Origin of the sequence: Zunongwangia pacifica (genome assembly GCF_023499215.1) — a bacterium.
Lineage (GTDB): Bacteria > Bacteroidota > Bacteroidia > Flavobacteriales > Flavobacteriaceae > Zunongwangia > Zunongwangia pacifica.
In genome coordinates this window covers 114,474-139,804 of the sequence record NZ_JAKHSK010000005.1, presented here as the reverse complement: position 1 = coordinate 139,804, position 25,331 = coordinate 114,474, and the positions used below count along the sequence as shown (strand labels likewise).

Here is a 25,331-nt window from a genome sequence, read left to right as displayed (position 1 = left end):
TGCAAAATCGTTTTAATTATTAAAAGTTTCTTAACCTTTTAGTGATTTATTGCTGTTGTGAAGTATGTATTCTTGTTATGAATATAAATATATGGACTGCAATAAGGTATACACATCAGAAGTCTCCTTACTTAGAGATCTGAAATTAGGAAAAGAAAAGGCCTTCCGGGAAATTTTCAGTCGTTATCATCATCGGGTATATCGTTATGTCTTAAAAATTTCAGGAAATTCAAATTTATCAGAGGAAATTGCACAAGATGTTTTCGTGAAAATCTGGGATTACAGGGCAAATATCGATGAAAATAGGCAGTTTTCATTTTTCATTTTTAAAGTTGCGAAAAATGCGATGCTAAACGCTTTGAAAAAGGAAGCCGTTCATAATAGACTTTTAGAAGATGATGTGATCAATCTAGTAAGCGGTATTTCCCCAGAAGATGACTATTTATGGAAGCAGTACTGTGAAATTTTAGAGCAGGGTTTGATGAATTTACCCGAAAAGTGCCGTGTTATTTTTGAAAAGAGCCGATTCGAAGGGAAGAGTTACGAGGAGATTGCTGCAGATCTGGGAATTTCAAAAAATACGGTACGTTTACAGATTATTAAGTCACTAAAGATCATGCGAGATTTTTTCAGACAGCATCCAGAAATGGAGATTATCAAAATTCTTCTTATACTACATTACTGTTAATTTTATATTTTTTTGTTCCTAGAATAGACCTTTTTTTGATTTTAGTTGTATTACTAATAGATACCACTAAAAAAATAAAGAGGTGCCAGAAGATCAAAAAAAATTATTAGAGCGCTATTTTTCAGGAAACTGTTCCGAAGAGGAAAAGGAAATTATAGAAAGGCTCTTTCTTTCAGAAAAAAACAACCCAAAGCTTAAACATTTTTTGAAAGAAATCTGGGAAAAAACCAGGGGTGAAGTTAAAACCAGAGATTTTGACGATTCCGCATACAGGAGTGTATTAGCCAAAATAAAGGTAAAGCCTAAACGCGACATAAGAAAATGGTATGCTATAGCAGCATCTTTAGTGGTCATAATCGCTTCGCTGGCTTACACCTTCTATCTTAATAGTGATGGCCCGGGTGTTTCGCCTGCTTTAACCTATATTACTGTATCCACAGAAAAAGGGGAACAAAAAAATATTAAGCTTCCCGATGGTACTATCGTGAAGCTTAATTACGAATCGACGCTCACTTACCCCGAAAATTTTGATGAAGAGAATAGGCGTGTACAATTGGTTGGCGAGGGATTTTTTGAAGTGTCTGATAGTGAAGGGAATTTTAAAGTAGACTTTGCTGATCATTATGTAAAGGGAGACAATACTCATTTTAATATTCAGGCTTATGCTAATGATAGCGAAAGTACGGTAAGTCTTACCGCTGGAACATTAAATGTTGGTGGCATAGGGAGTAAAGATATTTTGTATCCATTGCAGGCTAATGAGAGTCTGCATATTTCTAAAGATGCGACGTTTAAAAAAGAACGTATGGATTCCAGAGCGGTTTTAGCCTGGAAGGAAGGTAACATATATTTTAAAAATACAGGTTTATCAGAAGTGCTCACCTCTTTGAGTAGAAAATATCGGGATTCCATTGTGTTGAAGCCTAATGGTGATCCGTTACCAAAATTTACGATAAATATTAAATCAGGTTATTCGTTAGAGCAGATTTTAGAAACCTTGAGTTTAACCAAGAAAATTACCTATAAGCGCCAAGGCAAAATTATAATAGTAACTCCAAAAGAATAGTATATGTAAAACGCTACTTAACCAAAAATTAAACGGAAGTGATGTCGGCACTTCCGTTTTAATAACAAATAATGCAATTATTATTTCCACGAAGTGAAAAAAACAATCAAAAAATTTTATCGAAATTATGAAAAAAAATACAAAGTGGCTTAGCAATAAGGTTCTTTTTTTATCAATTTTACTCTTAAGCGTTATACTTGAAGTTCAGGCTGAAAATTCCTCAGAACTAGACAATATTAAAATATCTGTAACATACCGTTCACAGGCATTGGCAGAGGTTTTAGAGGACATTGCCATTAAAAGTAATTTAGGATTAACCTTTAACGAGGAAGATATTATACAACAGCCGCCAGTTACCTATAATGCAAAGAAACAAAGTGTCTCAACTATTCTAAAAACTATTTTAAAAGAGACCAGCTTGGCTTTTAAATATCATAACGAGACTATTGTTTTATACAAAGAGAACAAAACGAAGCCGTTAGGGCAAAAATCGATAATTAGGGGAACCGTAAAAGACAAAGAGGGCTTACCACTAGCAGGTGTGACGGTCCAAGAAAAAAATACCAATAATGGAACCGTAACCGATTTTGACGGAAAATTTGATTTAAAACTAAATAATCCTCAATCACTCATTGTATTCTCCTCTATTGGCTTTTTAAATCTCGAAATGCAGGCTAATTTAAACGAGCCTATGGATGTTGTTCTTACAGAAAATATAGATCAACTTCAAGAAGTGGTTGTTGTTGGCTATGGTACTCAAAAGAAAAAAGATCTCACCGGGGCCATAGCACATTTAACACTAGATGGCAAAGAGAATGCACCAAATCCAAACTTAATTACTGCCTTACAGGGAATTGCTCCGGGATTAAATGCAACCGGAGGCTCTTCTGCTGGTTCATCCGGGAGTTTATCCATACGTGGAAAAACATCATTATCGGCAAGTGACTCCCCTTTAATTGTTTTAGACGGGATCATCTATAATGGTAGTATTTCAGATTTAAATGTTAACGATATAGCCGCTATAGATGTCTTAAAGGATGCCTCTGCAGCAGCTGTTTTTGGTTCCAGATCTGCGAATGGTGTAATTGTTATTACCACCAAAAGGGGGAAAAGCGATAAGCCAGTGTTTAATTTTAATACCTATGTTGGTGTTCAGGACCTTTTGCCTACCGATCGTACCCAAATCATGAATGGGGAAGAATATGCTGTTCGACTGGTAGATTATTACTATCAGCAGGATCTATATGACTGGTATGACAGCAATCCTACAGATCCCTCTGGAAGACCAGCACGGCCCGATGTTACCAATAGGGAATTAGTATCCACTTATTTAAGAACTGAAGAGGAGCAGCAAAATTATCTTAATAGGAACGAAATAGACTGGTTGGATGAGGTTTTTCAAACAGGTTTGGTGCAGTCCTATAATCTTAGTGTTTCTGGTAATTCAGAGAAAACAAATTATTATTTATCCGGTTCTTATACCGATCAGGAAGGGATTTTAAAAAATGATAATTTTTCGCGGTTTACCTTGTATGGTAAATTTGAATATGAATTAACCGACTGGTTTGATTTTGAGTTTGCCCCCCAATACATCCATCGTGATTATAGCGGAATTTCCGCAAACTTAAGTGAGGCCTTAACAGCAAGTCCTTTAGGTAATAAATATGACGAAAACGGAGATCTGACTATTTTCATTGCTAATGAATCTACTACCTATAATCCTTTAGGGAATCTATTGATTGCAGATGACGACCAGAGGGATTTTGTGAATTTAAATTTTAAAGGAAAGTTTAAAATTCCATTTGTGAAAGGCTTAAAATATGAGATCAATTATAATAAGAATTATTATTTCGGGCATACCTATCGCTATTATCCAACTTCAGAAGCAGAGGGATCTAAAGTCGATGGTTACGGCTATAAAACCAATTCTAATGAAAAAAAATGGCTAATCAATAATATTCTTACCTATAATAGAACATTTGGAATACACGATCTAAACCTAACCCTTTTGCATAGTGAAGAGGAAGTAACCGGAGAAGGTACCACAGCCAGCGGAACAAATTTTGCTTCAGAAAAATTGGGCTTTAATGCCCTGGAAAACGCGGAAACCCAAACCGCATCTTCCTCAGCTTATCGTGAGTTTACCCGATCATTTATGGGAAGGGTTTCTTATTCTTTAAAAGATCGGTATTTGTTAACCGGAACCATTAGAAGGGATGGTTTCTCTGGTTTTGGAAAAGATAACAAGTGGGGAAATTTTCCTTCAGCATCGCTGGGATGGATTATTTCTGAAGAATCATTTTTAGAAAATGCGAATAGTTTAGATTATCTGAAATTGCGCGTATCCTACGGAATAAACGGAAATCAGGGAATTGGGCGTTATAAAAGTCAATCCTCAATGGCAACTACAGAGTATGTTTTTGACGGTCATACGGCCATAGGTATTTATTCTAATTCTTTAGGCAACCAACAACTTGGCTGGGAAAAAACAAATTCTACGAATGTAGGTGTCGATTTCGAATTCTTTAAAAATCGTTTAAGTGGTAGTATCGATGGCTATGTTGCGAAAACTACCGATGTACTGGTACAACGCGATATCCCCAGAGCTTCCGGGAACTCCAGTGTGTGGACAAATATTGGAGGCATGAAAAATCATGGATTTGAAATCGCTTTAAATTCAATAAATATCAGCAATAGTGATTTTACCTGGCGATCTGGAGTAAATTTTTCTTTAAACCGAAACAAAATTACTAAGCTTTATGAGGGAGTGACACAGGATATTGGAAATGGCTGGTTTGTTAATGAGCCGATAAATGCCATTTATAATTACGAAGTCAATGGGATATGGCAGGAAGAAGATCTTTTTAACGGAAATATCTATGATGGATATTACCCGGGACAATGGCATATTGTGGATCAAAATGGCGATGGTGAAATTGATGCCGAGAATGATCGTACTATTTTTGGAACTACAGATCCTAATTATAGATTTAGTATAAATAATAGTTTTTCTTACAAAAATTTCTCTTTTTCCTTCTTTATAAATGCTATTCAGGGAGGAGATGGTTACTATTTAGGAAGCAATACTTCTGCACTTACAGCAGGAGGTACAGATTATGCTTACCGACAAAACAGAAGTGCGATTAGGCCATATTGGCGACCAGATCATCCTGTAAATAATGCCCCGGGTATGTATTATAATCCTGCAATAGCGCCATCGATTTATCAAGATCGAAGTTTTGTTCGCCTTCAGGACGTTAATCTGTCTTATAAGCTGCATGATAAGTTTATAGAGCTATTAGGTTTACGTAATGCACGCCTGTATGTTAGCGGAAAAAACCTGCATACCTGGACCAATTGGTCGGGCTGGGACCCTGAAGTTAATAATACGGTTTTTAGAAGTGTGGTACTGGGTTTAAACGCTGATTTTTAAAATATATAATGATCCAATTATAAAATGAAAAAATTAAAAAGATGAAAAAATACTTAAACCATAAGTTACTATTAGGATTTTTATCCCTTTTAGGATTGTCCCTGGTATCTTGTAATGAAGATCTGGAAGAAGTTCCATTAGATTTTATTGCCGCTACCAATGCTTTTCAGAGTCCAGAAGATATTGAAACCGGTATTGTAGGTTTATACAGTTTATCTCGTGATTGGTATAGTAATGATTCAAAACAGTCTTTTACTTATGTAGCCTTAGGTACGGATGAAGCGTATTTTGGGGAAGATCCGGGGGGAGGAACCTTGAGTAATTGGGATACCGATGTAAATCCTACCTCAGATTTGCCTGTTCGCTTTTGGACACAGGCCTTTGATTTAGTTTATCAGGCCAATACAGTTTTAGCAGGTATTGAGAAGGTAGAATTTAGCGATGAGAGTTTACAAAATAAATATATAGGTGAAGCTCGCTTTTTTCGCGCATTTGCATATCGAATTTTAGTATATATGTATGGCGACGTTCCTTTAGTAACCCAACCGGTGACATCTCCAAAAATTGATTTTGAACGAACTCCAAAAGAAGAAATTTTTACCTTAATGGAAGAGGATTTGGATTTTGCAGCAAAAAACTTACCTACCAGAGGAAATGAAGATCAACCGGGAAGATTAACCCAGGGCGCAGCTTATCATTTACTTAGTGAAACCTTTTTAGGGCAGGAAAAATATGAAGAAGCGGTAAAAGCTGCCAGTCATGTAATCCAGGATTATGGTTATGCCCTTATGACCGAACGATTTGGAAATCAGAATAATTATTTTGGAGGAGAAAATGCTTACTATGATTTGTTTACTATGAATAATCATAATTTAGATTCAAATACCGAGGCAATCTGGGTTATTCAGAATGATCCGAATATTGTAGGCGGAGGGCAATATTCTGGTGAAAGAGCCTTTGGACCTGCTTATTACAGAATGGGGAACACCCCAGATGGTTATCCTGCGTTATTAGGAGATGTATATAACGGAAGTTATTCTGGGTATTATAATGCCTTAAGCCGACCAGTTGCCTGGGTAAGACCAACAAACTATGTGGCGTACCATATATGGCGTGAGGATTGGGATGATGGCAGAAATACCGAAGCCAATATTAAAAGACACTTTTATTTTGATAATCCAGCGTCTGCGTTTCATGAAATGGAAATCGATTGGGATTTATATGAAGAAAGATCCAGTCCTTTAAAGGATACCGCACAATATATATATCCTTATTTTATGAAAGTAGCGGCGCCGTATGAACATTTTAAAGATTTAGCTCGTGGTGGCGGTGGTTATAATCATAAAGATTTATATGCATTTCGACTAGCCGAAACCTATTTGCTACGGGCCGAAGCGTATTTAGGTTTAGGAGATTATACCAATGCAGCTAACGATATAAATACAGTAAGAGCAAGGTCAAACGCCACTCCTGTAGAACCTGCAGAAGTTGATCTTGATTATATACTAGCCGAACGTGCCAGAGAACTTTATACCGAAGAATGGAGAATGATCACCCTTATGCGGTTAGGAAATCTGGTAGAACGTGTTCGAAAATATAATGATAATCCTCAAAATCCTGGTTTAGGTATAGAAGATCATCAAAATTTATTTCCAATTCCGCAATCTGAAATTGATTTGAATACTGAAAATAGCTTGGAACAAAATCCTGGATATTAATTTTTTCTTTTCCTATCATAGAGAAAAGTAAAATTATTTAATAATTACCTTAGGCTACTTTACAGGAAAGATTGTAAGAGTGATTTTAGTTAGTTTGTTTGCACTTTTTTAGTGATCTGATTTCTTCTATACATGATAAAGTAATTAGAAGAATTTTGAAGTTGACCGGAGGACAGGTAGCTCCTCCGGTTTTTTCCAATTTAATGAAAATGAAAAAGTATTTAACCTATTTCAAAATTTCAATTCATCATAATATTCAAAAAAGAAAAGAGATGTGGTTAGAAGACTTATAGACTGTGCATTTCACTTTAATTTTATGCTATTCAGTGAAATATATGGTTTTTGTTATTAAAATTATACAATTTTAATATGCCTCTTGTTTTTACGAAACTTAACCTAAAAATTATACAGTCGATTTTTGTAATTTCAGTTTTCCTCTGTTGCTTTTCAGTACCAAATAAGTAGCGTAAAAAATCACTAAAGCAAGTGGTATGCCAACACCTAGATATCGTAAAGACATGTCGAAGGTGTTTGCGATCTCTCCCGAAGTTGATATCCCAAAACTTACAACCGAAGTAATAATATAAAGCAAGCCGCCAATTAATCCTCCGGCTATCCCGGCATTGCTGGGGAAGTAAATCATATTTTGAGTAAAGTAATTGGTGAAAATAAAGCCAGATACGATATGAATTAAAAATGCGAAAGCAACCAAAAGATATAATTGATCTAATTTAGTGGCAGCAATCACAAATAAGACAAGCAAGCCGATTTGAGTGAAAGCCGATATTCGTAATTTTTTAGGGAATTTTTGTTTCGAAAATGTTTTGCTTATAATACCGCCAATCATCCATGAGATACCCAGAATAAGTGTGCAATAACCGGTAGTTACCGCGTTAAAACCAAAATGGTGTTCTACTACAAACGGGCCGGCAATATTAAATACCATTACGGTAGAATAAGAGAGTCCCAAAATTAAAATTCCGAAGACAAAAGCTTTGTTTTTAAGCATAATCACATAGAGCATCGAAGTTTTCTTCAGATTAAATTTCTTTATAGTTCTAATGGTTTCACCGCTTAAAAATAGTTCTGCTAAAAATAGGATTCCCGCGTACATGGCGAGGAAATAAAAGTTGGCTTGCCACGAAAATAAACTCTCTAAATAACCACCAAGAAAAGGTGCAATTATAGGTCCGCAGGACCAAACGATAGTAAAAAAGCTTAAAAAATGTTTCCGTTTTTCTTCATCATATAGATCTACAAAATAGGCTCTTTTTGCCACCACAATAAACGACGTTCCCAATCCCTGTACAATTCGCCAAAAACAAATTAACCAAACCTGATCTGTCCACGTAATGGCAAGACTACTAACGATTAAGGCAATTAAAGAAAATAATATCGGTTTATAACGGCCAAGACTGTCTAAAATACTCCCAACAAATAATTGAGCAAAACCGTAGCTTAAAAAGAAACAGGTTAATGTAAGCTGAATACTTTTTTCTGAAACCGAAAGATTTTGCGCCATCGAAGGAAAAGAGGGCAAATAAATATCGGTCATAAATCCTGAAAGGGGGATGGTAAAAAAAGTGATGACGGTTGCGATTTGTTTCCGTTTTTCAGAGGCTTGTCTTAAATGCATTGGTTGGGGTTAAAAGTGCGGCAAATAAAATATTAATTTTGAGAGGTGAGTCGCAGGATTAGGGGACTTCTTTCATAAGAGACTAAATAAAGAGTTAAATTAGTTTACGGTTTTCCCGTAATTATTCTACGGTTTAATTTCAAATATCTGGAAGATAGTGAGTTAATTTTGAGTTGTAATTAAAAACTTACTTTATGAAATTAAATAAACTACCACTTGTTTTGTTGGCAACAGGCTTATTTTTTGCTTCCTGTCAAAAAGAAGATGCAACTCCAGAAACTCAGGAAATGCTAAATAATGAAGCCCCGGCTTCACAGCAAGTTTCTAAAGAGATTGTAGAGAAAGTTGCAAACCTGAATCTTAACTCAGATTACATAGAGCCATTTGAGCTTGTCTTACCTGGGGGCGAAAAGGAATCTGCCTTTTTAATAGAGAATGATATTGCAATATCTGAAGATCAGTTAAGTAAACTAAGTTCAGATGATATTACCTCTAAGCAATATCATACTTATAACCTGGTCGCTAGCCCAAAAACTATAAATGTAATTGGGTATACCGGTATAGGTTACGGTCAGAATCTTTCATATAAAATGCAGCAGGCTTTACAAAGAGCTATAGCGAATTATAATGACCTGAATCTGGGATTAACTTTCACGCTTACTTTTGGTACTAATTACAATGCTTATGATATTGTAGTGTATAAAAATTCGAATGGTCAAGCTGGGGGGGTTGCCGGATTCCCTTCAGGAGGAAATCCTTATAAATGGGTTCAGATCTTTTCGGGGATGGAGAATTATAGCACGGCAACAAACGAGCATGTAATGACGCATGAAATTGGTCATACCCTTGGGCTACGTCATACCGACTGGTTTTCAAGAGAAAGTTGTGGACAAAGCGGAGAGGATGCTGAGCCAGATGGTGCAGTGCACATTCCTGGAACACCTACGGGTTATGATCCAGACTCAGTAATGCTTGCTTGCTTTAGTGCCAACGAATCTGGAAACTTTGGATACTATGATACGGTTGCACTGAATTACCTGTACTAAGAAGATTAAACATCCTAATTTACTGTTAATTTTTAGCTAGTACTAGAACACCCGGCGCTCAATTTTTCTATTCGATCTCCCAGATCTACTTTTAATGTTAAGCAAAGTACTAAAGTCGGGTGTTTCTAAATATGTTTTTTTCTTTCCACATCATACTGGCCTAAAATGAAAATACCCTGCAAATACTACCAAACAAACATAAACAATCCACATTATGAGAAACTTATTTACACTTTTAATCTTCGGAAGTTTACTGGCAGTTACTTATTCCTGTGAGCCAGAATCCTTACCTCAGCCTGAAGCAGTAGAACAATCTGAAATTATTGATATAGAAGACACTTATTCAGAGGATTATACCGGTCGCGAAGAAAACGAACAGGAAAGAAGAGATCCGCCAGAGGAGGATGCGAAAGAATAGCCAAAGTTAGTGCGTTGATAATTGACAATAAATTCTTAAATTGATCAATGCTCAAATTTTTAATATTTTTTTTATAAGGAATTATATTGTGCTTCAGGATTTGGGCGTCTAAACCATCAAGTTTTGAAGAAGAATTTAATAGTTATTGCAATCGCTTTATTGATTTCCTCCTGTGACCAACATCAGTCTCAGGACGAAAAATTATCATTTAAACCGTCCGAGCTATTGGACGATTTTAAAAACGATTCTTTAACTATCGAATTACGTAAAGAGAAACTAGCAGGCTTTTTACAACAAACTTCAGCATTAAAAAACGATACGCTTAAAAAGAAAAATTATCTGCAAGCATCGTATTATGCCGCTACTATCGATTCTGCTTTATTCTTAAGGGCCAATGCAAATGCTATTAAATATGCGAGAGCGTTAAAAGACAGTTTAGGACTTGCAGGCGCATTTTGGGATAGAGGCTTCTTTTTTTCTGAAATTGGCGGTTATCGCGAAAGTTATAATGCGTATCAAAAAGCAAGTGATCTTTATCTCGCTAAAAAAGAGCCCATAAAAGCAGCAAGATTGTTGATTAATATGGCTATCCTGCAAACCAATGTTAAAGATTATGTAGGTAGTGAAGTAACGACTATTCGTGCACTTAAAGTGCTTAAACCCTTAGATGCCAATAAATATATCTATCGTTGTTACAATAATCTTGCGGTGGTTTACAACCAGATGAATGACTATGAGAATTCACTGATCTATCATACAAAAGCTTATGAAATTCAGAAGGAACTAGGCGATAATACCTATCAAAAAGCTTCAACTTTAAATAATATCGGGGTGGTTTATGAAAATATGGCGCGTTATCAAGATGCTTTAGAAGTATATGGTGCCGCTTTAAAATTTTCAGAATTAAATGAAAAAGAGCCACAACTTTATGCAAAGATTATTGATAATAAGGCTTTTGCTGAATTTAAAATGGGAAGAGAAGAAAATCTTCCCGAAGATTTTTTTAAAGCTTTGCAACTTAGAGAATCGATTGCAGATGAGAACGGATTAATTTTTTCAAGTATTCATTTAGCTGAATATTATGAAAATAAAGATCAGCAAAAAGCACTAAAATATACCGAAAAAGCAAGGATTTTGGCAGAACATAAAGGAAATGTACTTGGATTGTTAGAATCTTTACGATTACAGGCAAGATTAGATAAAAGTAGAAGTTACGATCACCTGGAACGCTATATTATCCTTAAAGATAGTTTACAAAATGAAGAAAGGGCGGCTAGAAATCAATTTGCCAGAATTCGTTATGAAACCGATGAGTTTATTGCCCAAAATGAATATTTAAGCGCACAGCGAAAATGGATAATTTTAGGTGCTGCTTTTTTATTGATTATATTAATACTGGGATTTGTAGTACGGCATCAAAAAATAAAAAATAAACAGCTAAAATTAGAGAAGCAGCAACAAAAATCGAACGAAGAGATCTATAATTTACTTATTGATCAACAAAATAAACTGGAAGAAGGTCGCCAAAAGGAGAAACAACGTATTGCGGCCGAATTACACGATGGTATCCTTGGAAAGATATTTGGTATAAGATTGATTTTAAGTAGTTTGAATGCTAAAAAGGATCAGGAATCTATAGAAATACGTGATAATTATATAAACGAGTTAAAGCGGCTTGGGGAAGAAGTACGAAGTATTTCTCACGATCTTGATGCCAATATTTTTGATTCTAGATCTGGGTTTATAAGTATGGTAAACGAACTGTTGAATGAACAATCGATTTTAGGCAAATTCGAAGTAGTTTTAAATAACGACAGTAGTATAGAATGGGAGAAAATAAGTAGCAAAATCAAGATTAACTTATTCCGTATCATGCAGGAATCAACCTATAATATAACCAAGTATGCCAATGCACAACAGGTTGTAGTCATCTTTAGAAAACAGGAAAATATACTTTTAGCGCTAATCAAAGACGATGGGCAGGGTTTTGATGTAGAGGCTAACGTTAAAGGTATAGGATTAAAAAACATGAAATCCAGGGTGAAAAACCTTCACGGTAAGATTAACTTTAAAAGTGGTCAGGAAGGTACTATTATAAAAATCGAGATACCTATAAACCAAAACAAGAAAATATGGCTAAGCGCTTAAAAGTTTTAATTGTAGACGATCATCCAATCATCATCGAAGGTTATAAAAGTACATTGCAATCTTGCGAATTTAACCTGCTGTTGCATACGGCTAATAATGTCGATAGCGCTTTACAACAGGTTAACCAGGCAGAAAAAAGTTTTGATATTATCATTCTTGATATAAAAATACCGGCTTCTACAGATGGCAAAATAATTTCAGGAGAAGATCTGGGGGTTCGGTTTCGTCAAATAACACCGCAATCTAAACTGATCGTGCTTACCATGTTTAATGAGAAATACCGGTTACAGAATATTTTAAGAAGCATAAATCCAGAGTCCTTAATGATAAAAAGCGATGTGGGATCAACAGAGCTTTGTTCAGCCATTTCATCGATAAGCAGCGGAATTCCTTTTTACAGCAAAACGGTAAGAGAACTGTTTAGAACCCAAATGACACAAAATATTACTTTAGATGAAAATGATCGTAAGATTTTATATTATCTCTCTAAAGGAACCAAAACCAAGAACCTTGTAGATTATATTCCGCTTTCTCTGGCGGCAATAGAAAAGCGAAAAAGAAATATAAGAAAAGTCTTTGGGGTTGAAGAATCCGGGGATAAGCCAATTTTAGATAAAGCTATAGAATATGGTTTTTTGTAAGCCTGTTTTTAGTCATCTAAAGCGTTTTTTGTAACCCAGGTTTTCCAACCAATAATAGCCATTTGCATTTTGCTGGCTTTAGCCAGATCTAATTGCTTTTTAGAATAGCTGGGCAAAACTTTTTTGTTCAGCCTGGCTAAGGTTTTAAACAACTTCTTTTTCATCTTTGGTCAGTTTCTCTCAAATATATTAAAATATTGACTTTTAATGAAAAAGAAGTTGTTCCTAGCTATTGTTTCACTCGATAATCGAGATTAAATATTCCACGGCTTGTCTCGAAATAGAAAGTATTCTCTAACAAATGCCCATAGGCTTGCCTTAAGGTGTTTTACCTGGGTAATCGAGATTAAATATTTCGAAGATCTTCCTTAAGATTGTTTACTTTCCTGGTTTTTGATTTGTGATCTTAAAATCATCATTTTCAGTATCCATAATCATATAAATTTTTTCTACATGATCGCTACTTGATGAGCTGTAGGTAACATTCCAGGAAGAAGAACCAGAATGTCTTGCTTTCATCTTAATATTGTTGATCATGCCCTCACTATTTCGGTGTAGTTTTTTAATATCTATTTCAACACCATATTCTTTTTTAATCTTAGCAATCATATTTTTAATCGCCGCATCGCTTTCTTTAGGATTAACAGTATAAACAAAAACTTTAGAAGCAGATTGGTCGGGTAAATCTCCCTTAAAATCTTTGGTGTAAATTTCTACGACACCATATGCTGTATTTTCGTCTTTGTATTTGGCAGCAGCACTTTTATTCCTTATAACATATAAAGCTTTAATCTCTTGATTTTTTACCTGCTTAAATTCTTCTGCATCAATCACTTTCCCATTTAGAACATACAGCGGCTTTCCGTCTTGGGCAGTAGAACTACTTTTTATTTTTATCACCTTAACCGAATCTGAGGATTGCGGGTGTTTCAGGATTGTTTCATTAAACTCTTTACCTTTTGTGGTGTAGAGTTTTACGCCATATTTGGAAACTCTATTTCCAAAAAGATCGGTAGCCTCAGTGCCTGGCAAATAGGTGATATTTTTAATGTTTTTTTTCTTTAAGTTTTGAAGGAAGGATTTATCTGCTCTAATTACGCCATTAAGCACATATAATGTATCCTTTAAAATTTTTGGGTTTGCATAATTAATTACAGCAAGCGTTTGATGCTCTTCTGAAGTGGTGGAATGATCTTCCTGATTTTCTTCTGAAGAAATTGTTTTTGTCTGAACGGTTTTCGCTGAACTTTTTTCTTTTTGTACCGTTATAATTTTAGGCTTTTTAGCAGTAGTAATGATTAAGAACTGAAGTTTTACTGCGTTATCTTTTTTATCAAGATCCTTTAAATAAGCCTGGAAATCTTCGATTAATTGGGTTTTAGATAACAATACAGCGCCTTCTTTTGCCTTTTCTCCATAATGCTTTTCTGAGGTTTCCGGCTTCATAACCTGCACAGATTCAAAGATTATTGCTTTTCCTTGCAGCTCACTTTTTGTATAGGTTTTATCATCTAAAATATAAAGAGGATGTTCTCCTAAAACATCAAAAGCTATAGACCGAATTGGTAATTTTTTAGCATCATTTTTATTAGCTTCGGTAGGGTCTTCATAACTTACCTTTCCGGTTATGCTACGAATTTTTACCGTATCGGTTTCCTTGGCAGAAGTTGTTGCTTTAGAAGAAGAGTCTAAGACAATACTTTCTGTCTTTAAATTAAAACTGTAAAGGAATACGCATAAAAAAGGAACAACTAAAAGTGTTTTCCATGGGGTGTTTTTCTTTTTGGATTTGTTAAGCATGATGATTCGTTTTTTAATAAATGATTGATAAAATTGATTGGTCATGGCCGGTTGTAAGCCAACGGTAGCCATTACTAAAGCTTTTTGATAGTCTTGTTTACTCGAAATATTAGCCACAGCGTCCTGATCTGCCAGAAATTCCAGATTTTGGACTACTACTTTTTTATACAGCCATACAAAAGGATTAAACCAGAAGATAATACATAATACCGATGTGAAAATCACATCTAGTGAGTGCCATTGCTTTGCATGTATTTGCTCGTGCTTCAGGATTAATTTTAGATCTTTTTCGCGGTGTTTTTCAGGATTAAAAACAATGTATTTAAAAAATGAAAAGGGTTTGATATTCTTAGGAGTAATCACCAGTTTTAAAGTTTTATAGCGTTTCTGCTTTCCAGAGTTTATAAGCTTTTGAAGACTGTATAACCTAAATAGAAACGTAAAAGCCATTACTGCCAAACCTACTACATACATATAAAAACCCATCTGCCACCAGTCGGTTGGTTCTTCAGTTACGAGAGTATCCGAAGCAGAAAATTCAGTAAAAGCTAAATAAGGAGCCTCATTATTTTCAATGGCTACGTATTCTTTTTGCGTTAAATAGATGAAAGGTAAAACAACCGAGCTTACCAGGCCAACCAATAAAAATTTACGGTTTTGTGTAAAACTCGTTTCTTGTTTAAGCAAAATGAGATAAGCAACATAAAATATTCCGATTAATGCAGAGGATTTTAAAAGGTGGAGCAGTAATTCTTGCATAGTGGGTTGGTTTTAAATTATTCTTTGTTTCCTGTTCCAGAAATAATAATTTGGTTAGAATTTTTGTCTAATTCTATTCTGTAATTATTGCTAGAACTTAATATAATCTTGCCTTCTTTGTACGAAACAAGAAAACTAATATCACTAGTGTATAATCCTGTAGTTTGGTAACCACTGCCAAAATTAGGTTGATCCTTAAATTTTTGTGATATTCTACATCCGTTTAAGTGATTATTTTGGTAATCTGTATCGGTTATTCGTAGAGTAACTTGAGATTCGTAAAAATGATTAAACATTTTAACCCTGTTTTGAAGGTCTTTTTCGCTGGTATTATGATCAAAATAAAAAGAATACTCGGCGCTTTCCTCTAAGCTTACCACGTCGTCTACATTGCAACTGTAAAAGATAAAACAAAAACACGGAATTAAGAAGCTGATTTTAAAAAGCTGTAATTTATGGCCTGCTTTTTTGTTTAACATGATGATTCGTTTTTTGATTGATGAATGATTAAATGATAATATTGGTAAATGTTGAATCGCTAAGCTTTGTGATAAAAGATGATATTGGTAATTTTTAAGTTCATTTTTTAGGTTTTTAACGCTGGCTTTCTTCATCACGGCATGATCTGTAATAAATTCCAGATTAGTGATAATTCGGTTTTTATAGCAGTAAATTAAAGGATTAAACCATAAAAAATTTTGAACTAGGTTGATAAAAAGAATGTCCAGGCCATGATATTGTTGCGCATGGATCAACTGGTGCCGTAAAACATGGTTTTTGGAGTTTTTGTGGGAAACGATATCTAAAAATATGTAGTTGAAAAACGAAAATGCACCACAGTTTTTAGGAGATTGCTTCAGTTTAACGCCTTTTACTTCTAAAATATGTTCCGAAGTAATAATAAGCCTTTTAAGCTGAAGTGATTGAAATAAAAATCGGGTAAAAACGAAAAACCTGGAATTTCTAAGAAATAACTCATAGCCAGCAAAAAATAGGCCCAGCAATAAGAAATTCTCAAGGATATAATTCCAAAATTCCATGATTTACTCTTCTTTTTTATTTTCGATGATTTCTAAAATCTCTCTAAGTTCTTTAGCGCTAATTTTTTCTTCTTTCGCAAAAAACGAAACCACACTTTTGTAGCTATTATCAAAAAAACGCTTTGTGGCGATATTCATAAACTGTTTACGATACGCCTCTTTGGTGACCACCGGATAGTATTGATGCGTTTTCCCGTAAGCGATATGAGAAACGTATTCTTTCTCTTCCAGATTTCTTACGATCGTAGAAACGGTGTTATAATGCAGTTTTTGTTCTTTAATATGCGGAATAATCTCTTTAACGAAAGCTTTTTCGAGCTTCCAGATAATCCGCATAATTTCTTCTTCTTTATTGGTTAATTTTTCCATGCTAAAATACTCTCGATTTAATTTCGATAAATATAACGAAAAAAATAGTTATTAAACTAAATGTGTAGTAAATATTTTATAGCCCATAATTTGAAGGCAGTAAATTGGCCATTCTGGATTGCCCCATAAATCCAGAAATACTAAAGGCGCGGGTAGGAGCGAAATTCCCAAATTGGTCTATATAAAACGGATTTTTATAAATGATAGACGATTGTTGATGGTCGTATAAAATACTTATTTTCTCTGCGAGCATAGTCACTTTGGTAAAGTTTGCTTCAGGTTGAATGTCAAAATATCTGTAAGGGGACACCTCAAATTGATCGTAGAAAATTTTAAAATGATGTTCTGCAAGTTGCTTTTTAGATAAAGCTCGCATAAACTGAAGCAATGAACCTTTAAAAGCATCTTCCCGATTTTTTAGAAAGCGCTTTTTAGGTTTCTCTTTCAGTTCTTTAAAAAAACTGCTGCCTTCATAAAAGGTGTAATCTACAAGTTGAAGCCCAGAACTTCCAATGCTATATTTTACCGTAAAATCCATTAATTCGTATTCGATAACATAGCCCAAGTGTTTATTTTCAATAAGTATAGGTTCGTTAGCGTAGGCAATAAGTTCGCTGTTAGAAGGACTATATTTCAGCTTTATCGCATCTTCATTTAAAATTTTGCATTTTGAGGCGGCTTTTGTTTTGCCTAAAAATTCCCTTCGAAAAACGCTGATTTTGTGAGCTCTCGTCCAGGGATCGGTTTCCAATACCACCGTTTCCAGCTGATCTACGCTTTCTTCTAAAAATACAACGGGATAATTTTCATCTTCAAAAATCGAAATATTGGGTATCGTTCGGGTGGTATACCCAATAGATCTAAAAATAAGGGGAGAAATGTTAGACGCGGTATTCTTAATTTTAAAATATCCTTCTGCATTACTGGTGGTGCCTAAACTGGTGCCATCAAAATAAATGGAAACTCCCTGAAGAACCGTAGAATCTTTAGCACTTAAAACACGGCCTGTATATGTTTTTTGTGCTTTAAGCGGTAGGGTGATGAAAAGAAGTAAAAAAGCGATATTCTTCATACTTGCAATATAACGATAATTTTAGTTTAAAAACTATTTCTATAGTTTTTAAATCTGTATTTTATAAATAGAATAGCTCTAAAGATTAAGTTATATTCGCATAAAAATGCAGGAATGGATATAGTTTACATACTTATAGGGCTGACTTTATTGGTAGTAGGAGGAGAATTTTTAGTGCGATCTTCTGTTGCTTTATCTTTTAAAATGAATATTTCCCGAATGGTGATAGGGCTTACAGTGGTTTCTTTTGCGACTTCTGCACCCGAGTTACTGGTAAGTTTGCAGGCTGCTTTAGATGGGTTCTCAGATATTTCTCTAGGTAATATCATTGGTTCTAATATCGCTAATATTGGTTTGGTGTTAGGAATCACTGCCATGATTTCCCCCATTGCTGTAGATCGTGATTTCTACAAATTTAACTGGCCGGTGATGATGGCCTTCTCTTTTGCGTTATTTTTCTTTTTACTGAATGGAGAGGATATCCATCGCCTTGAAGGTGGCGCGCTGGTCTTGGGACTTATCCTTTATTTATTGTTTCTGATTTTACGAAGCCGAAAAGTAAAAGAAGCAGCAGTTGAAGAGGTAGATGATCGGTTAAGGGGAACCTCGTGGTTTAAAATTATTATCTGGTTAATTATTGGAGGTGCAGCACTATATGGAGGGTCTGAACTGTTAGTAAAAGGTTCGGTTTCTTTAGCTAGAGATCTGGGAGTTAGTGAGCGGGTGATTTCTGTAACCATGATCGCTATTGGAACCAGTATCCCAGAGCTTGCGGCTTCGGTTATCGCGGCTTTAAAGAAAGAAAAAGCGCTTTCTTTTGGTAACCTTATTGGCTCTAATATTTTTAACATTGCATCGGTTTTAGGAATTACGTCTTTAATTCAGCCCATCGTCATGCAATCCCAGGAAGTTTTAAGTAATGATATTTATTGGATGATTGCTTTCGCTTTTATATTGGTACCTTTAGCTTTTCTTCCGAAGAAATTTTTATTTGGCAGAATAAAAGGATTGGTGATTTTAGCCGGGTATTCTGTTTTTCTCTATCTCACTATTTTTAAGTAAGAACACTAAACTGCAAAATAGAAAAGAGAAAATAGAATAGACTTTTTAGAAGTAATATTCACTAGGATCGGACTTATGAGTTTTGATGCTGGATAAATCAATTATTGCTTAAAAATACTTTTCTTAAAAGGACAATTTCAGAATATCATAAATTCACGGCAATAAAAAAGGCGTTTCATCAAGAAACGCCTAATCCAAGATTAATTATAATCTAGCCTAAAGCTTATTCTGCTTTTTTAACCGTTTTAATAATACGGCTTGCAATTTTGTAAGGATCACCATTAGAAGCTGGTCGTCTGTCTTCTAACCATCCTTTCCATCCGCGCTCTACAGTTGCGATTGGAATACGGATTGAGGCACCGCGGTCTGAAATTCCGTAGCTAAAATCGTGGATAGAAGCAGTTTCGTGCTTACCAGTTAATCTTAAGTGGTTATCTGCACCATATACTTCGATGTGTTCTTTTGTTACCGGACGGAAAGCTTCACATATTCTCTCGTAAGTTTCACGGTTTCCAGCGTTTCTTAATGTAGAGTTAGAGAAGTTAGCATGCATACCACTACCATTCCAGTCTAAATCGCCCAGTGGTTTTGGATGAAGGTCTACAGATACTCCATACTGCTCACCAATTCTTTCTAGTAAATATCTAGCAACCCAAATTTCATCTCCAGCTGCAGCTGCACCTTTTGCAAAAATTTGGTATTCCCACTGTCCGGCAGCAACCTCTCCGTTAATACCTTCAACATTTAATCCTGCTTCAAGACAGGCATCTAAATGCTCTTCAACGATAGCTCTTCCGTAAGCATTACTTGCTCCTACAGAACAGTAATATGGTCCTTGTGGTCTTGGGTATCCATTTACCGGGAATCCAAGAGGTTTTCCAGTTTCATTATCGATTAGGAAATATTCTTGCTCAAATCCAAACCAGAAATCATCATCCTCATCGTCTATAGTAGCCCTACCGTTAGTTTCGTGTGGTGTGCTATCTGCATTAAGTACCTCGCACATTACAAGGTAACCATTCTTACGTTGTGGATCTGGACAAATAAATACTGGCTTTAGTAGGCAGTCAGAAGAATTTCCTTCAGCTTGACCTGTTGAAGATCCGTCAAAAGACCATATCTCACAGTCTTCAAGCTTTCCTGAAAAATCGGTAACTATTTTTGTTTTACCACGTAACTTCTGAGTCGGCTTGCTACCATCAAGCCAGATATACTCCAGTTTTGATTTGCTCATAATCTAATTCGGTTTTATAAAAAATTGAACGTCTAACGTTAACAAAAGTATAATATTTTGAGTAAAGTGCATATATTTTAGAGGTTGATTTGGTAAGAATTTCCATTTTGTAAGAAATAACCCCTAAAAATTAGGGGGTTAAGATTATTTTATGTTTTTTAAGGTCTTGTAATGAGAAATATTTAAATTTGATAACAAAATTTTATTAATCATAACAGCTTAAAATGTCAACACTTAGATTTAAGGCAATAGAAGAAACCTTTAACCGAAAATCTTTAAATATAGAAGAGCCCGGAAGACGCTCATCGGTTTTTGGAAGTAATGTCTTTAACGAGTCGGTAATGAAGCAATACCTAACCAAAGAAGCATATAATAATGTGATGGATGCGGTAAAAACCGGCGCAAAAATTAATCGTATAGTAGCCGATCATATTTCAGCAGGAATGAAAGAGTGGGCTATAAGTAAAGGGGTAACTCATTATACGCACTGGTTTCAGCCATTAACCGGGGCTACCGCCGAGAAGCATGATGCCTTTTTTGAAACTATTGGTGAGGGACTTGCCATCGAAAAATTTGGAGGGGGAGCCCTAGTTCAGCAAGAGCCAGATGCCTCTAGTTTTCCTAACGGCGGGATAAGAAATACATTTGAAGCAAGAGGGTATACCGCATGGGATCCTACCTCGCCTGCGTTTATCTGGGGAACTACTTTATGTATTCCTACCGTTTTTGTTTCTTATACCGGTGAAGCTTTAGATTATAAAACGCCGCTTCTTCGTGCGTTACAGGCTATAGATCATGCAGCGACAGATGTAGCAAAGTATTTTGATAAAAATGTCACTAAAGTAAACGCTACTTTAGGGTGGGAGCAGGAATATTTCTTAATCGATTCTGCTTTAGCTGCTACGCGTCCCGATATTCAGTTAGCAGGGCGTACACTTTTAGGACATTCTCCAGCTAAAGGGCAACAATTAGACGACCATTATTTTGGATCAATTCCTTCTCGCGTTTTAAATTACATGAGAGATTTAGAAATCGAATGTATGCGATTGGGTATTCCGGTGAAAACAAGACATAATGAAGTTGCTCCAAATCAATTTGAATTGGCGCCAATTTTTGAAGAAGCAAACCTTGCCGTAGATCATAACTCCTTAATTATGGATGTGATGAACAAGGTAGCAGAGCGTCACCATTTTGTAGTGTTAATGCACGAAAAACCATTTGCGGGTATTAACGGTAGTGGTAAACATAATAACTGGTCTTTGGGAACCGATACCGGAGTAAATCTTTTATCTCCCGGTAAAACCCCTATGAAAAACCTTCAGTTCTTAACTTTCTTTATCAATACGATTAAGGCAGTTTATGAAAATGAAGAGTTGTTAAGAGCATCTATTGCCAGTGCATCTAACGATCACCGTTTGGGAGCTAACGAGGCACCACCGGCGATTATTTCAGTATTTATTGGTAGCCAGTTAACCGCTGTTTTAGACGAGCTTGAAAAAGTAACCTCAGGAAAACTATCTCCACAAGAGAAAACAGATCTTAAACTAAATGTAGTAGGTAAGATTCCTGAAATTTTACTGGATAACACCGATCGTAACCGTACTTCTCCTTTTGCATTTACCGGAAATAAATTTGAGTTTAGGGCAGTAGGTTCTACCGCAAACTGTGCTAATCCAATGACGGTACTTAATGCGATTATGGCAAAACAGCTTAAGGAATTTAAAGTTGAAGTAGATAAGCTTATTAAGAACAAAAAGATGAAGAAAGATGATGCCATCTTTAATGTTCTTAGAGAATACATTAAGCAGAGTAAAAAGATAAGGTTTGAAGGGGATGGTTATGGCGAAGCCTGGGAAAAAGAAGCTGCCAAGAGAGGTTTAAGCAATAACAAAACCACTCCTGAAGCGCTTAAAGTACAAATTTCCAAAAAAACAATTAAGCTTTACGAAGAATTAGGCGTAATGAATAAAGTGGAAATTGAGGCGCGCCATGAAATCGAACTCGAAGCTTATGCCATGCGAGTGCAAATTGAAGGTAGGGTTTTAGGAGACATCGCAAGAAACCATGTAATCCCTACAGCGATTAGATATCAAAACATCTTAATTAAAAATGTTACAGGTCTAAAAAGTATTTATGGTGATGATTACCAGGAATATGCGAAAGAACAATTAGACCTAATAGAAAGTGTGTCTAAGCATATTGCTGTTATAAACAGTAAGATCAATGCAATGATTGAGGCTAGGAAAGTAGCCAATAAATTAGACGATATTCAAAAAAGAGCAGATTCTTACTGTAACGAAGTAAAACCATACTTCGATGAGATTAGATATCATTGCGATAAGTTAGAATTATTGGTAGACAACGAAATTTGGCCATTAACCAAATACCGTGAATTGTTATTTACCAGATAATTTTTTCAAATTATAAATCTAAGCCCTGCAATATGTGGGGCTTTTTCTTTTTAAAACTTCTTAAAGAATTTAAAACTGTTTATCTTTGGGGCCTAAACCAAATTCATGAGTCAGGACATAAGTAAAAGGTATAGTCAGCGTGGTGTTTCAGCTGGTAAAGAAGATGTGCATAATGCTATTAAAAATGTAGATAAAGGACTTTTCCCTAAAGCATTTTGTAAAATTATCCCAGATTATTTAACAGGGGATGATGATTATTGTGTGATTATGCATGCCGATGGTGCGGGTACTAAATCTTCTTTAGCCTACATGTACTGGAAAGAAACCGGTGACCTTTCGGTTTGGAAAGGGATCGCCCAGGATGCGCTAATTATGAATATCGACGATTTACTTTGTGTTGGTGCAACCAATAAAATCTTACTGTCCTCTACTATTGGTCGTAATAAAAGTTTAGTTTCGGGTGAAGTTATTTCAGCAATTATAAATGGAACCGAAGAACTTATTGCCGATCTTAAAGAATTTGGGGTAGAAATTCATTCTACCGGTGGTGAAACAGCAGATGTTGGGGATTTGGTAAGGACCATTATTGTAGATTCTACCGTGACGGCCAGGATGAAGCGCAGTGAAGTAATCGATAACAGTAATATCGAGCCTGGTGATGTAATTGTAGGGTTAGCATCTTTTGGGCAGGCAACTTACGAAAAAGAATATAATGGCGGTATGGGAAGTAATGGTTTAACCTCTGCCCGCCACGATGTTTTTGCAAAGATTTTAGCTGAAAAATATCCTGAAAGTTTTGATGCTTCAATCCCTAATGATTTAGTGTATTCTGGTGGTAAAAAATTAACCGATGAGGTTGAAGGTTCTCCTCTTGATGCTGGTAAACTGGTATTGTCGCCAACAAGAACTTATGCACCTGTTATTCAAAAAATCTTATCTAAATTCAGCAATAAAGAAATCCATGGGATGGTGCACTGCAGCGGAGGGGCACAAACTAAAATTCTTCATTTTATCGATAATCTTCATATTGTAAAAGATAATCTTTTTGAAGTTCCACCACTCTTTAAATTAATTCAGCAGGAAAGTAAAACCGACTGGAAAGAGATGTATCAGGTATTTAACATGGGGCATCGTATGGAAATCTACGTGAAACCAGCACTTGCAGAAGAAATTATCGAAATTTCTAAGTCATTTAATATCGAGGCTAAAGTTGTAGGAAGGGTAGAGGCGTCAGATAAAAAATCCTTAACTATAAAAAGTGAATTTGGCGAATATCAATATTCGTAACTTTTGCAATAATCTAAAATTGATCACGAATAATCTGCTATAATTGGTTTAGTGTTAATTTTATAACTTTTTTTATTAGAATATCTAATTATATTTGCAGATATCTGATTTTTTAGATGAATGAACGTAAAAGATTAATCACCTTTTCAATTGTATTTTGGATTGTTGTAAATTTAGCAAGCCTCGCAATTTTTAGTGAAGAGACAAGCCGATGGGTCCGGTTTATTTGTACCGCTTTCTTTTTGGTAACGGCCATTTTGCACAAACCTTTTTACTGGAAATTATTTTTCGCCTTTTTACTTTTTACCATTTGCGATTTTTCGCTGATCTATTTTGAAAATCCTGTTTTTAACACGATAACTTTTATAAGCAGGGGCGTTGCATTTATATTTGTTGCAGCTATAGGAGCAGTAAAATTAAAACGACTTAGAATAACCTGGCTGGAGTTCTTTATAGGAGTAATACTTGTAGCCATTAACCTTACTTTACTTATTGAGCTGGAAAGTTTAATTTCTTTTGCCCATACCGAGGAAATTTATATATCAGCATTTTACATTTTTTCGGTCATTGCTATATTTACCATCATTATTGCAGTATCGTACAGCAATCGCTATAACAACAAAAAGAGCTTTTTTTATTTATGTGCTGTACTTTGGATGATATGCTCTGATCTTACTTATTTTATAGCCTATTATCTGGATTTTCCAGAATTTTATTATGCAGATCGCTTTTTTAATGTATTGGGATCTGGCTTTTTAATGCTTTTTGCGTCTACATCTAATAAGAAAAGAAAACTTCTTGATGCCTGTATTTAAGCCTAGCCGGGTAAATATCTCATTTCAATTAAATCATTTTTAGAGGTTACGGAGAGGGTTTGTTTATTCTGAAATAAATAAACTTCATCTGAAATCTCCAATATCGCTTCATAGCGGTGATCTGTAATTATAATGGCTTTTTTTGTTTTTTCCTGTTGAATGATTTCTGAAAATTTCTCTATCATTAACGGCGAAAGCTGTGCAAAAGGTTCGTCCAGTAATACAATATCCACATTTCTTTTAAGGACAAGATAGATTTCAATAATTCGTTGTTGCCCGCCAGATAATTCCCTTGCCCGTTGATGTTTTACGGAAGTCATTTCTAAAAAAACACTGCTAAAATCACCAAAATCGACATTATAGATATCAAAAGCTTTTTCAATTTTAATCCTGGGCGGAAGTAAAGGGAACTGTGGTAGCATTGCGACTCTTTCGGTTGTATAAAAGCGCTTCAGGATTGGCTTTTTATCTATTCTTAGCAGTTTATACTTAGGTTTTAAGGTGCCAAAGAGAATTTTCAAGAGACTGCTCTTTCCGCTTCCGTTTCTACCCAGTAATCCCGTTACTTTTCCGGTTTCGGCCTTTACATAAGCTGCTTTCAGTATAGGTTTATGATCAAAGTAAATTTCCACATTATCAATTTCAAAAATCATAGCAGAAAATTTACGGCAGCAAAAAGGCTAAGTAG

General features: G+C 35.3%; 20 protein-coding genes. 12 read left to right on the top strand and 8 right to left on the bottom strand.

What is annotated here, in order from left to right:
- Positions 1–91 precede the first annotated feature (91 nt).
- The 4 genes from L1967_RS05160 to L1967_RS05145 all read left to right on the top strand — a co-directional run bounded on the left by L1967_RS05160 (position 92) and on the right by L1967_RS05145 (position 6,905).
- Positions 92–688, top strand: coding sequence for an RNA polymerase sigma factor (locus L1967_RS05160; RefSeq protein WP_249600661.1), 597 nt, complete (start codon positions 92–94; stop codon positions 686–688).
- A gap of 82 nt (positions 689–770) precedes the next feature.
- Entirely contained in the window at positions 771–1,754 is a 984-nt protein-coding gene (locus L1967_RS05155; RefSeq protein WP_249600660.1) for a FecR family protein, read from the top strand.
- Positions 1,755–1,881: 127 nt separating this feature from the next.
- Positions 1,882–5,187: a SusC/RagA family TonB-linked outer membrane protein gene (locus L1967_RS05150; RefSeq protein WP_249600659.1), complete on the top strand. Its 3,306-nt coding sequence runs from the start codon at positions 1,882–1,884 to the stop codon at positions 5,185–5,187.
- Between the two features lie 41 nt (positions 5,188–5,228).
- Positions 5,229–6,905 (top strand): RagB/SusD family nutrient uptake outer membrane protein, encoded by a 1,677-nt coding sequence (locus L1967_RS05145; protein WP_249600658.1) that lies wholly within the window; start codon positions 5,229–5,231, stop codon positions 6,903–6,905.
- 403 nt (positions 6,906–7,308) lie between these two features.
- Here the strand turns inward: L1967_RS05145 and L1967_RS05140 are convergent, their stop codons facing one another.
- Positions 7,309–8,541, bottom strand: coding sequence for an MFS transporter (locus L1967_RS05140; protein ID WP_249600657.1), 1,233 nt, complete (start codon positions 8,539–8,541; stop codon positions 7,309–7,311).
- Between the two features lie 194 nt (positions 8,542–8,735).
- On the opposite strand from L1967_RS05140, the gene L1967_RS05135 reads away from it, so the two are divergent.
- The 4 genes from L1967_RS05135 (at position 8,736) to L1967_RS05120 (ending at position 12,794) form a co-directional block, all read left to right on the top strand.
- On the top strand, positions 8,736–9,587 hold the full coding sequence (locus tag L1967_RS05135) for a M57 family metalloprotease (RefSeq protein WP_249600656.1): 852 nt from the start codon (positions 8,736–8,738) through the stop codon (positions 9,585–9,587).
- A 214-nt stretch (positions 9,588–9,801) separates the two neighbouring features.
- A complete protein-coding gene (locus L1967_RS05130; protein ID WP_249600655.1) occupies positions 9,802–10,005 on the top strand; it encodes a hypothetical protein in 204 nt (67 codons plus the stop codon).
- A 123-nt stretch (positions 10,006–10,128) separates the two neighbouring features.
- Positions 10,129–12,153: an ATP-binding protein gene (locus L1967_RS05125; RefSeq protein WP_249600654.1), complete on the top strand. Its 2,025-nt coding sequence runs from the start codon at positions 10,129–10,131 to the stop codon at positions 12,151–12,153.
- Entirely contained in the window at positions 12,138–12,794 is a 657-nt protein-coding gene (locus L1967_RS05120; RefSeq protein ID WP_249600653.1) for a response regulator, read from the top strand. Before L1967_RS05125 ends, L1967_RS05120 begins: the two co-directional genes overlap by 16 nt.
- An 8-nt stretch (positions 12,795–12,802) precedes the next feature.
- Here the strand turns inward: L1967_RS05120 and L1967_RS05115 are convergent, their stop codons facing one another.
- The 5 genes from L1967_RS05115 to L1967_RS05095 form a co-directional block, all read right to left on the bottom strand.
- On the bottom strand, positions 12,803–12,958 hold the full coding sequence (locus tag L1967_RS05115; protein WP_249600652.1) for an SsrA-binding protein: 156 nt from the start codon (positions 12,956–12,958) through the stop codon (positions 12,803–12,805).
- A gap of 214 nt (positions 12,959–13,172) precedes the next feature.
- Positions 13,173–15,353 (bottom strand): M56 family metallopeptidase, encoded by a 2,181-nt coding sequence (locus L1967_RS05110; RefSeq protein WP_249600651.1) that lies wholly within the window; start codon positions 15,351–15,353, stop codon positions 13,173–13,175.
- A gap of 17 nt (positions 15,354–15,370) precedes the next feature.
- A complete protein-coding gene (locus L1967_RS05105) occupies positions 15,371–16,393 on the bottom strand; it encodes a M56 family metallopeptidase (RefSeq protein ID WP_249600650.1) in 1,023 nt (340 codons plus the stop codon).
- Positions 16,394–16,396: 3 nt separating this feature from the next.
- Positions 16,397–16,762 (bottom strand): BlaI/MecI/CopY family transcriptional regulator, encoded by a 366-nt coding sequence (locus L1967_RS05100; protein WP_249600649.1) that lies wholly within the window; start codon positions 16,760–16,762, stop codon positions 16,397–16,399.
- A 76-nt stretch (positions 16,763–16,838) separates the two neighbouring features.
- Complete coding sequence (locus L1967_RS05095) at positions 16,839–17,834, bottom strand: carboxypeptidase-like regulatory domain-containing protein (RefSeq protein ID WP_249600648.1); 996 nt, start codon at positions 17,832–17,834, stop codon at positions 16,839–16,841.
- A 114-nt stretch (positions 17,835–17,948) separates the two neighbouring features.
- On the opposite strand from L1967_RS05095, the gene L1967_RS05090 reads away from it, so the two are divergent.
- The gene (locus L1967_RS05090; protein WP_249600647.1) at positions 17,949–18,896 is read left to right on the top strand and encodes a calcium/sodium antiporter; all 948 of its coding nucleotides are present in this window, start codon (positions 17,949–17,951) and stop codon (positions 18,894–18,896) included.
- A 223-nt stretch (positions 18,897–19,119) separates the two neighbouring features.
- Here the strand turns inward: L1967_RS05090 and L1967_RS05085 are convergent, their stop codons facing one another.
- A complete protein-coding gene (locus tag L1967_RS05085) occupies positions 19,120–20,130 on the bottom strand; it encodes a glutamine synthetase beta-grasp domain-containing protein (protein ID WP_249600646.1) in 1,011 nt (336 codons plus the stop codon).
- A 224-nt stretch (positions 20,131–20,354) separates the two neighbouring features.
- On the opposite strand from L1967_RS05085, the gene L1967_RS05080 reads away from it, so the two are divergent.
- From L1967_RS05080 to L1967_RS05070, 3 genes are all read left to right on the top strand, one after another.
- Entirely contained in the window at positions 20,355–22,541 is a 2,187-nt protein-coding gene (locus L1967_RS05080) for a glutamine synthetase III family protein (protein ID WP_249600645.1), read from the top strand.
- Positions 22,542–22,646: 105 nt separating this feature from the next.
- Positions 22,647–23,828: an AIR synthase related protein gene (locus L1967_RS05075; protein ID WP_249600644.1), complete on the top strand. Its 1,182-nt coding sequence runs from the start codon at positions 22,647–22,649 to the stop codon at positions 23,826–23,828.
- Positions 23,829–23,944: 116 nt separating this feature from the next.
- Positions 23,945–24,643 (top strand): hypothetical protein, encoded by a 699-nt coding sequence (locus L1967_RS05070; protein WP_249600643.1) that lies wholly within the window; start codon positions 23,945–23,947, stop codon positions 24,641–24,643.
- A gap of 2 nt (positions 24,644–24,645) precedes the next feature.
- Here the strand turns inward: L1967_RS05070 and L1967_RS05065 are convergent, their stop codons facing one another.
- The gene (locus tag L1967_RS05065) at positions 24,646–25,296 is read right to left on the bottom strand and encodes an ATP-binding cassette domain-containing protein (protein ID WP_249600642.1); all 651 of its coding nucleotides are present in this window, start codon (positions 25,294–25,296) and stop codon (positions 24,646–24,648) included.
- Between the last annotated feature and the right edge of the window lie 35 nt (positions 25,297–25,331).

What these genes read in the sequence shown, in the direction of transcription:
- L1967_RS05160 (WP_249600661.1), top strand. Translation starts at nt 92, where the DNA reads ATGGACTGCAATAAGGTATACACATCAGAAGTCTCCTTACTTAGAGAT.
- L1967_RS05150 (WP_249600659.1), top strand. Translation starts at nt 1,882, where the DNA reads ATGAAAAAAAATACAAAGTGGCTTAGCAATAAGGTTCTTTTTTTATCA.
- L1967_RS05145 (WP_249600658.1), top strand. Translation starts at nt 5,229, where the DNA reads ATGAAAAAATACTTAAACCATAAGTTACTATTAGGATTTTTATCCCTT.
- L1967_RS05140 (WP_249600657.1), bottom strand. Translation starts at nt 8,541, where the DNA reads ATGCATTTAAGACAAGCCTCTGAAAAACGGAAACAAATCGCAACCGTC.
- L1967_RS05135 (WP_249600656.1), top strand. Translation starts at nt 8,736, where the DNA reads ATGAAATTAAATAAACTACCACTTGTTTTGTTGGCAACAGGCTTATTT.
- L1967_RS05130 (WP_249600655.1), top strand. Translation starts at nt 9,802, where the DNA reads ATGAGAAACTTATTTACACTTTTAATCTTCGGAAGTTTACTGGCAGTT.
- L1967_RS05120 (WP_249600653.1), top strand. Translation starts at nt 12,138, where the DNA reads ATGGCTAAGCGCTTAAAAGTTTTAATTGTAGACGATCATCCAATCATC.
- L1967_RS05115 (WP_249600652.1), bottom strand. Translation starts at nt 12,958, where the DNA reads ATGAAAAAGAAGTTGTTTAAAACCTTAGCCAGGCTGAACAAAAAAGTT.
- L1967_RS05110 (WP_249600651.1), bottom strand. Translation starts at nt 15,353, where the DNA reads ATGCAAGAATTACTGCTCCACCTTTTAAAATCCTCTGCATTAATCGGA.
- L1967_RS05105 (WP_249600650.1), bottom strand. Translation starts at nt 16,393, where the DNA reads ATGGAATTTTGGAATTATATCCTTGAGAATTTCTTATTGCTGGGCCTA.
- L1967_RS05100 (WP_249600649.1), bottom strand. Translation starts at nt 16,762, where the DNA reads ATGGAAAAATTAACCAATAAAGAAGAAGAAATTATGCGGATTATCTGG.
- L1967_RS05095 (WP_249600648.1), bottom strand. Translation starts at nt 17,834, where the DNA reads ATGAAGAATATCGCTTTTTTACTTCTTTTCATCACCCTACCGCTTAAA.
- L1967_RS05090 (WP_249600647.1), top strand. Translation starts at nt 17,949, where the DNA reads ATGGATATAGTTTACATACTTATAGGGCTGACTTTATTGGTAGTAGGA.
- L1967_RS05085 (WP_249600646.1), bottom strand. Translation starts at nt 20,130, where the DNA reads ATGAGCAAATCAAAACTGGAGTATATCTGGCTTGATGGTAGCAAGCCG.
- L1967_RS05080 (WP_249600645.1), top strand. Translation starts at nt 20,355, where the DNA reads ATGTCAACACTTAGATTTAAGGCAATAGAAGAAACCTTTAACCGAAAA.
- L1967_RS05075 (WP_249600644.1), top strand. Translation starts at nt 22,647, where the DNA reads ATGAGTCAGGACATAAGTAAAAGGTATAGTCAGCGTGGTGTTTCAGCT.
- L1967_RS05070 (WP_249600643.1), top strand. Translation starts at nt 23,945, where the DNA reads ATGAATGAACGTAAAAGATTAATCACCTTTTCAATTGTATTTTGGATT.
- L1967_RS05065 (WP_249600642.1), bottom strand. Translation starts at nt 25,296, where the DNA reads ATGATTTTTGAAATTGATAATGTGGAAATTTACTTTGATCATAAACCT.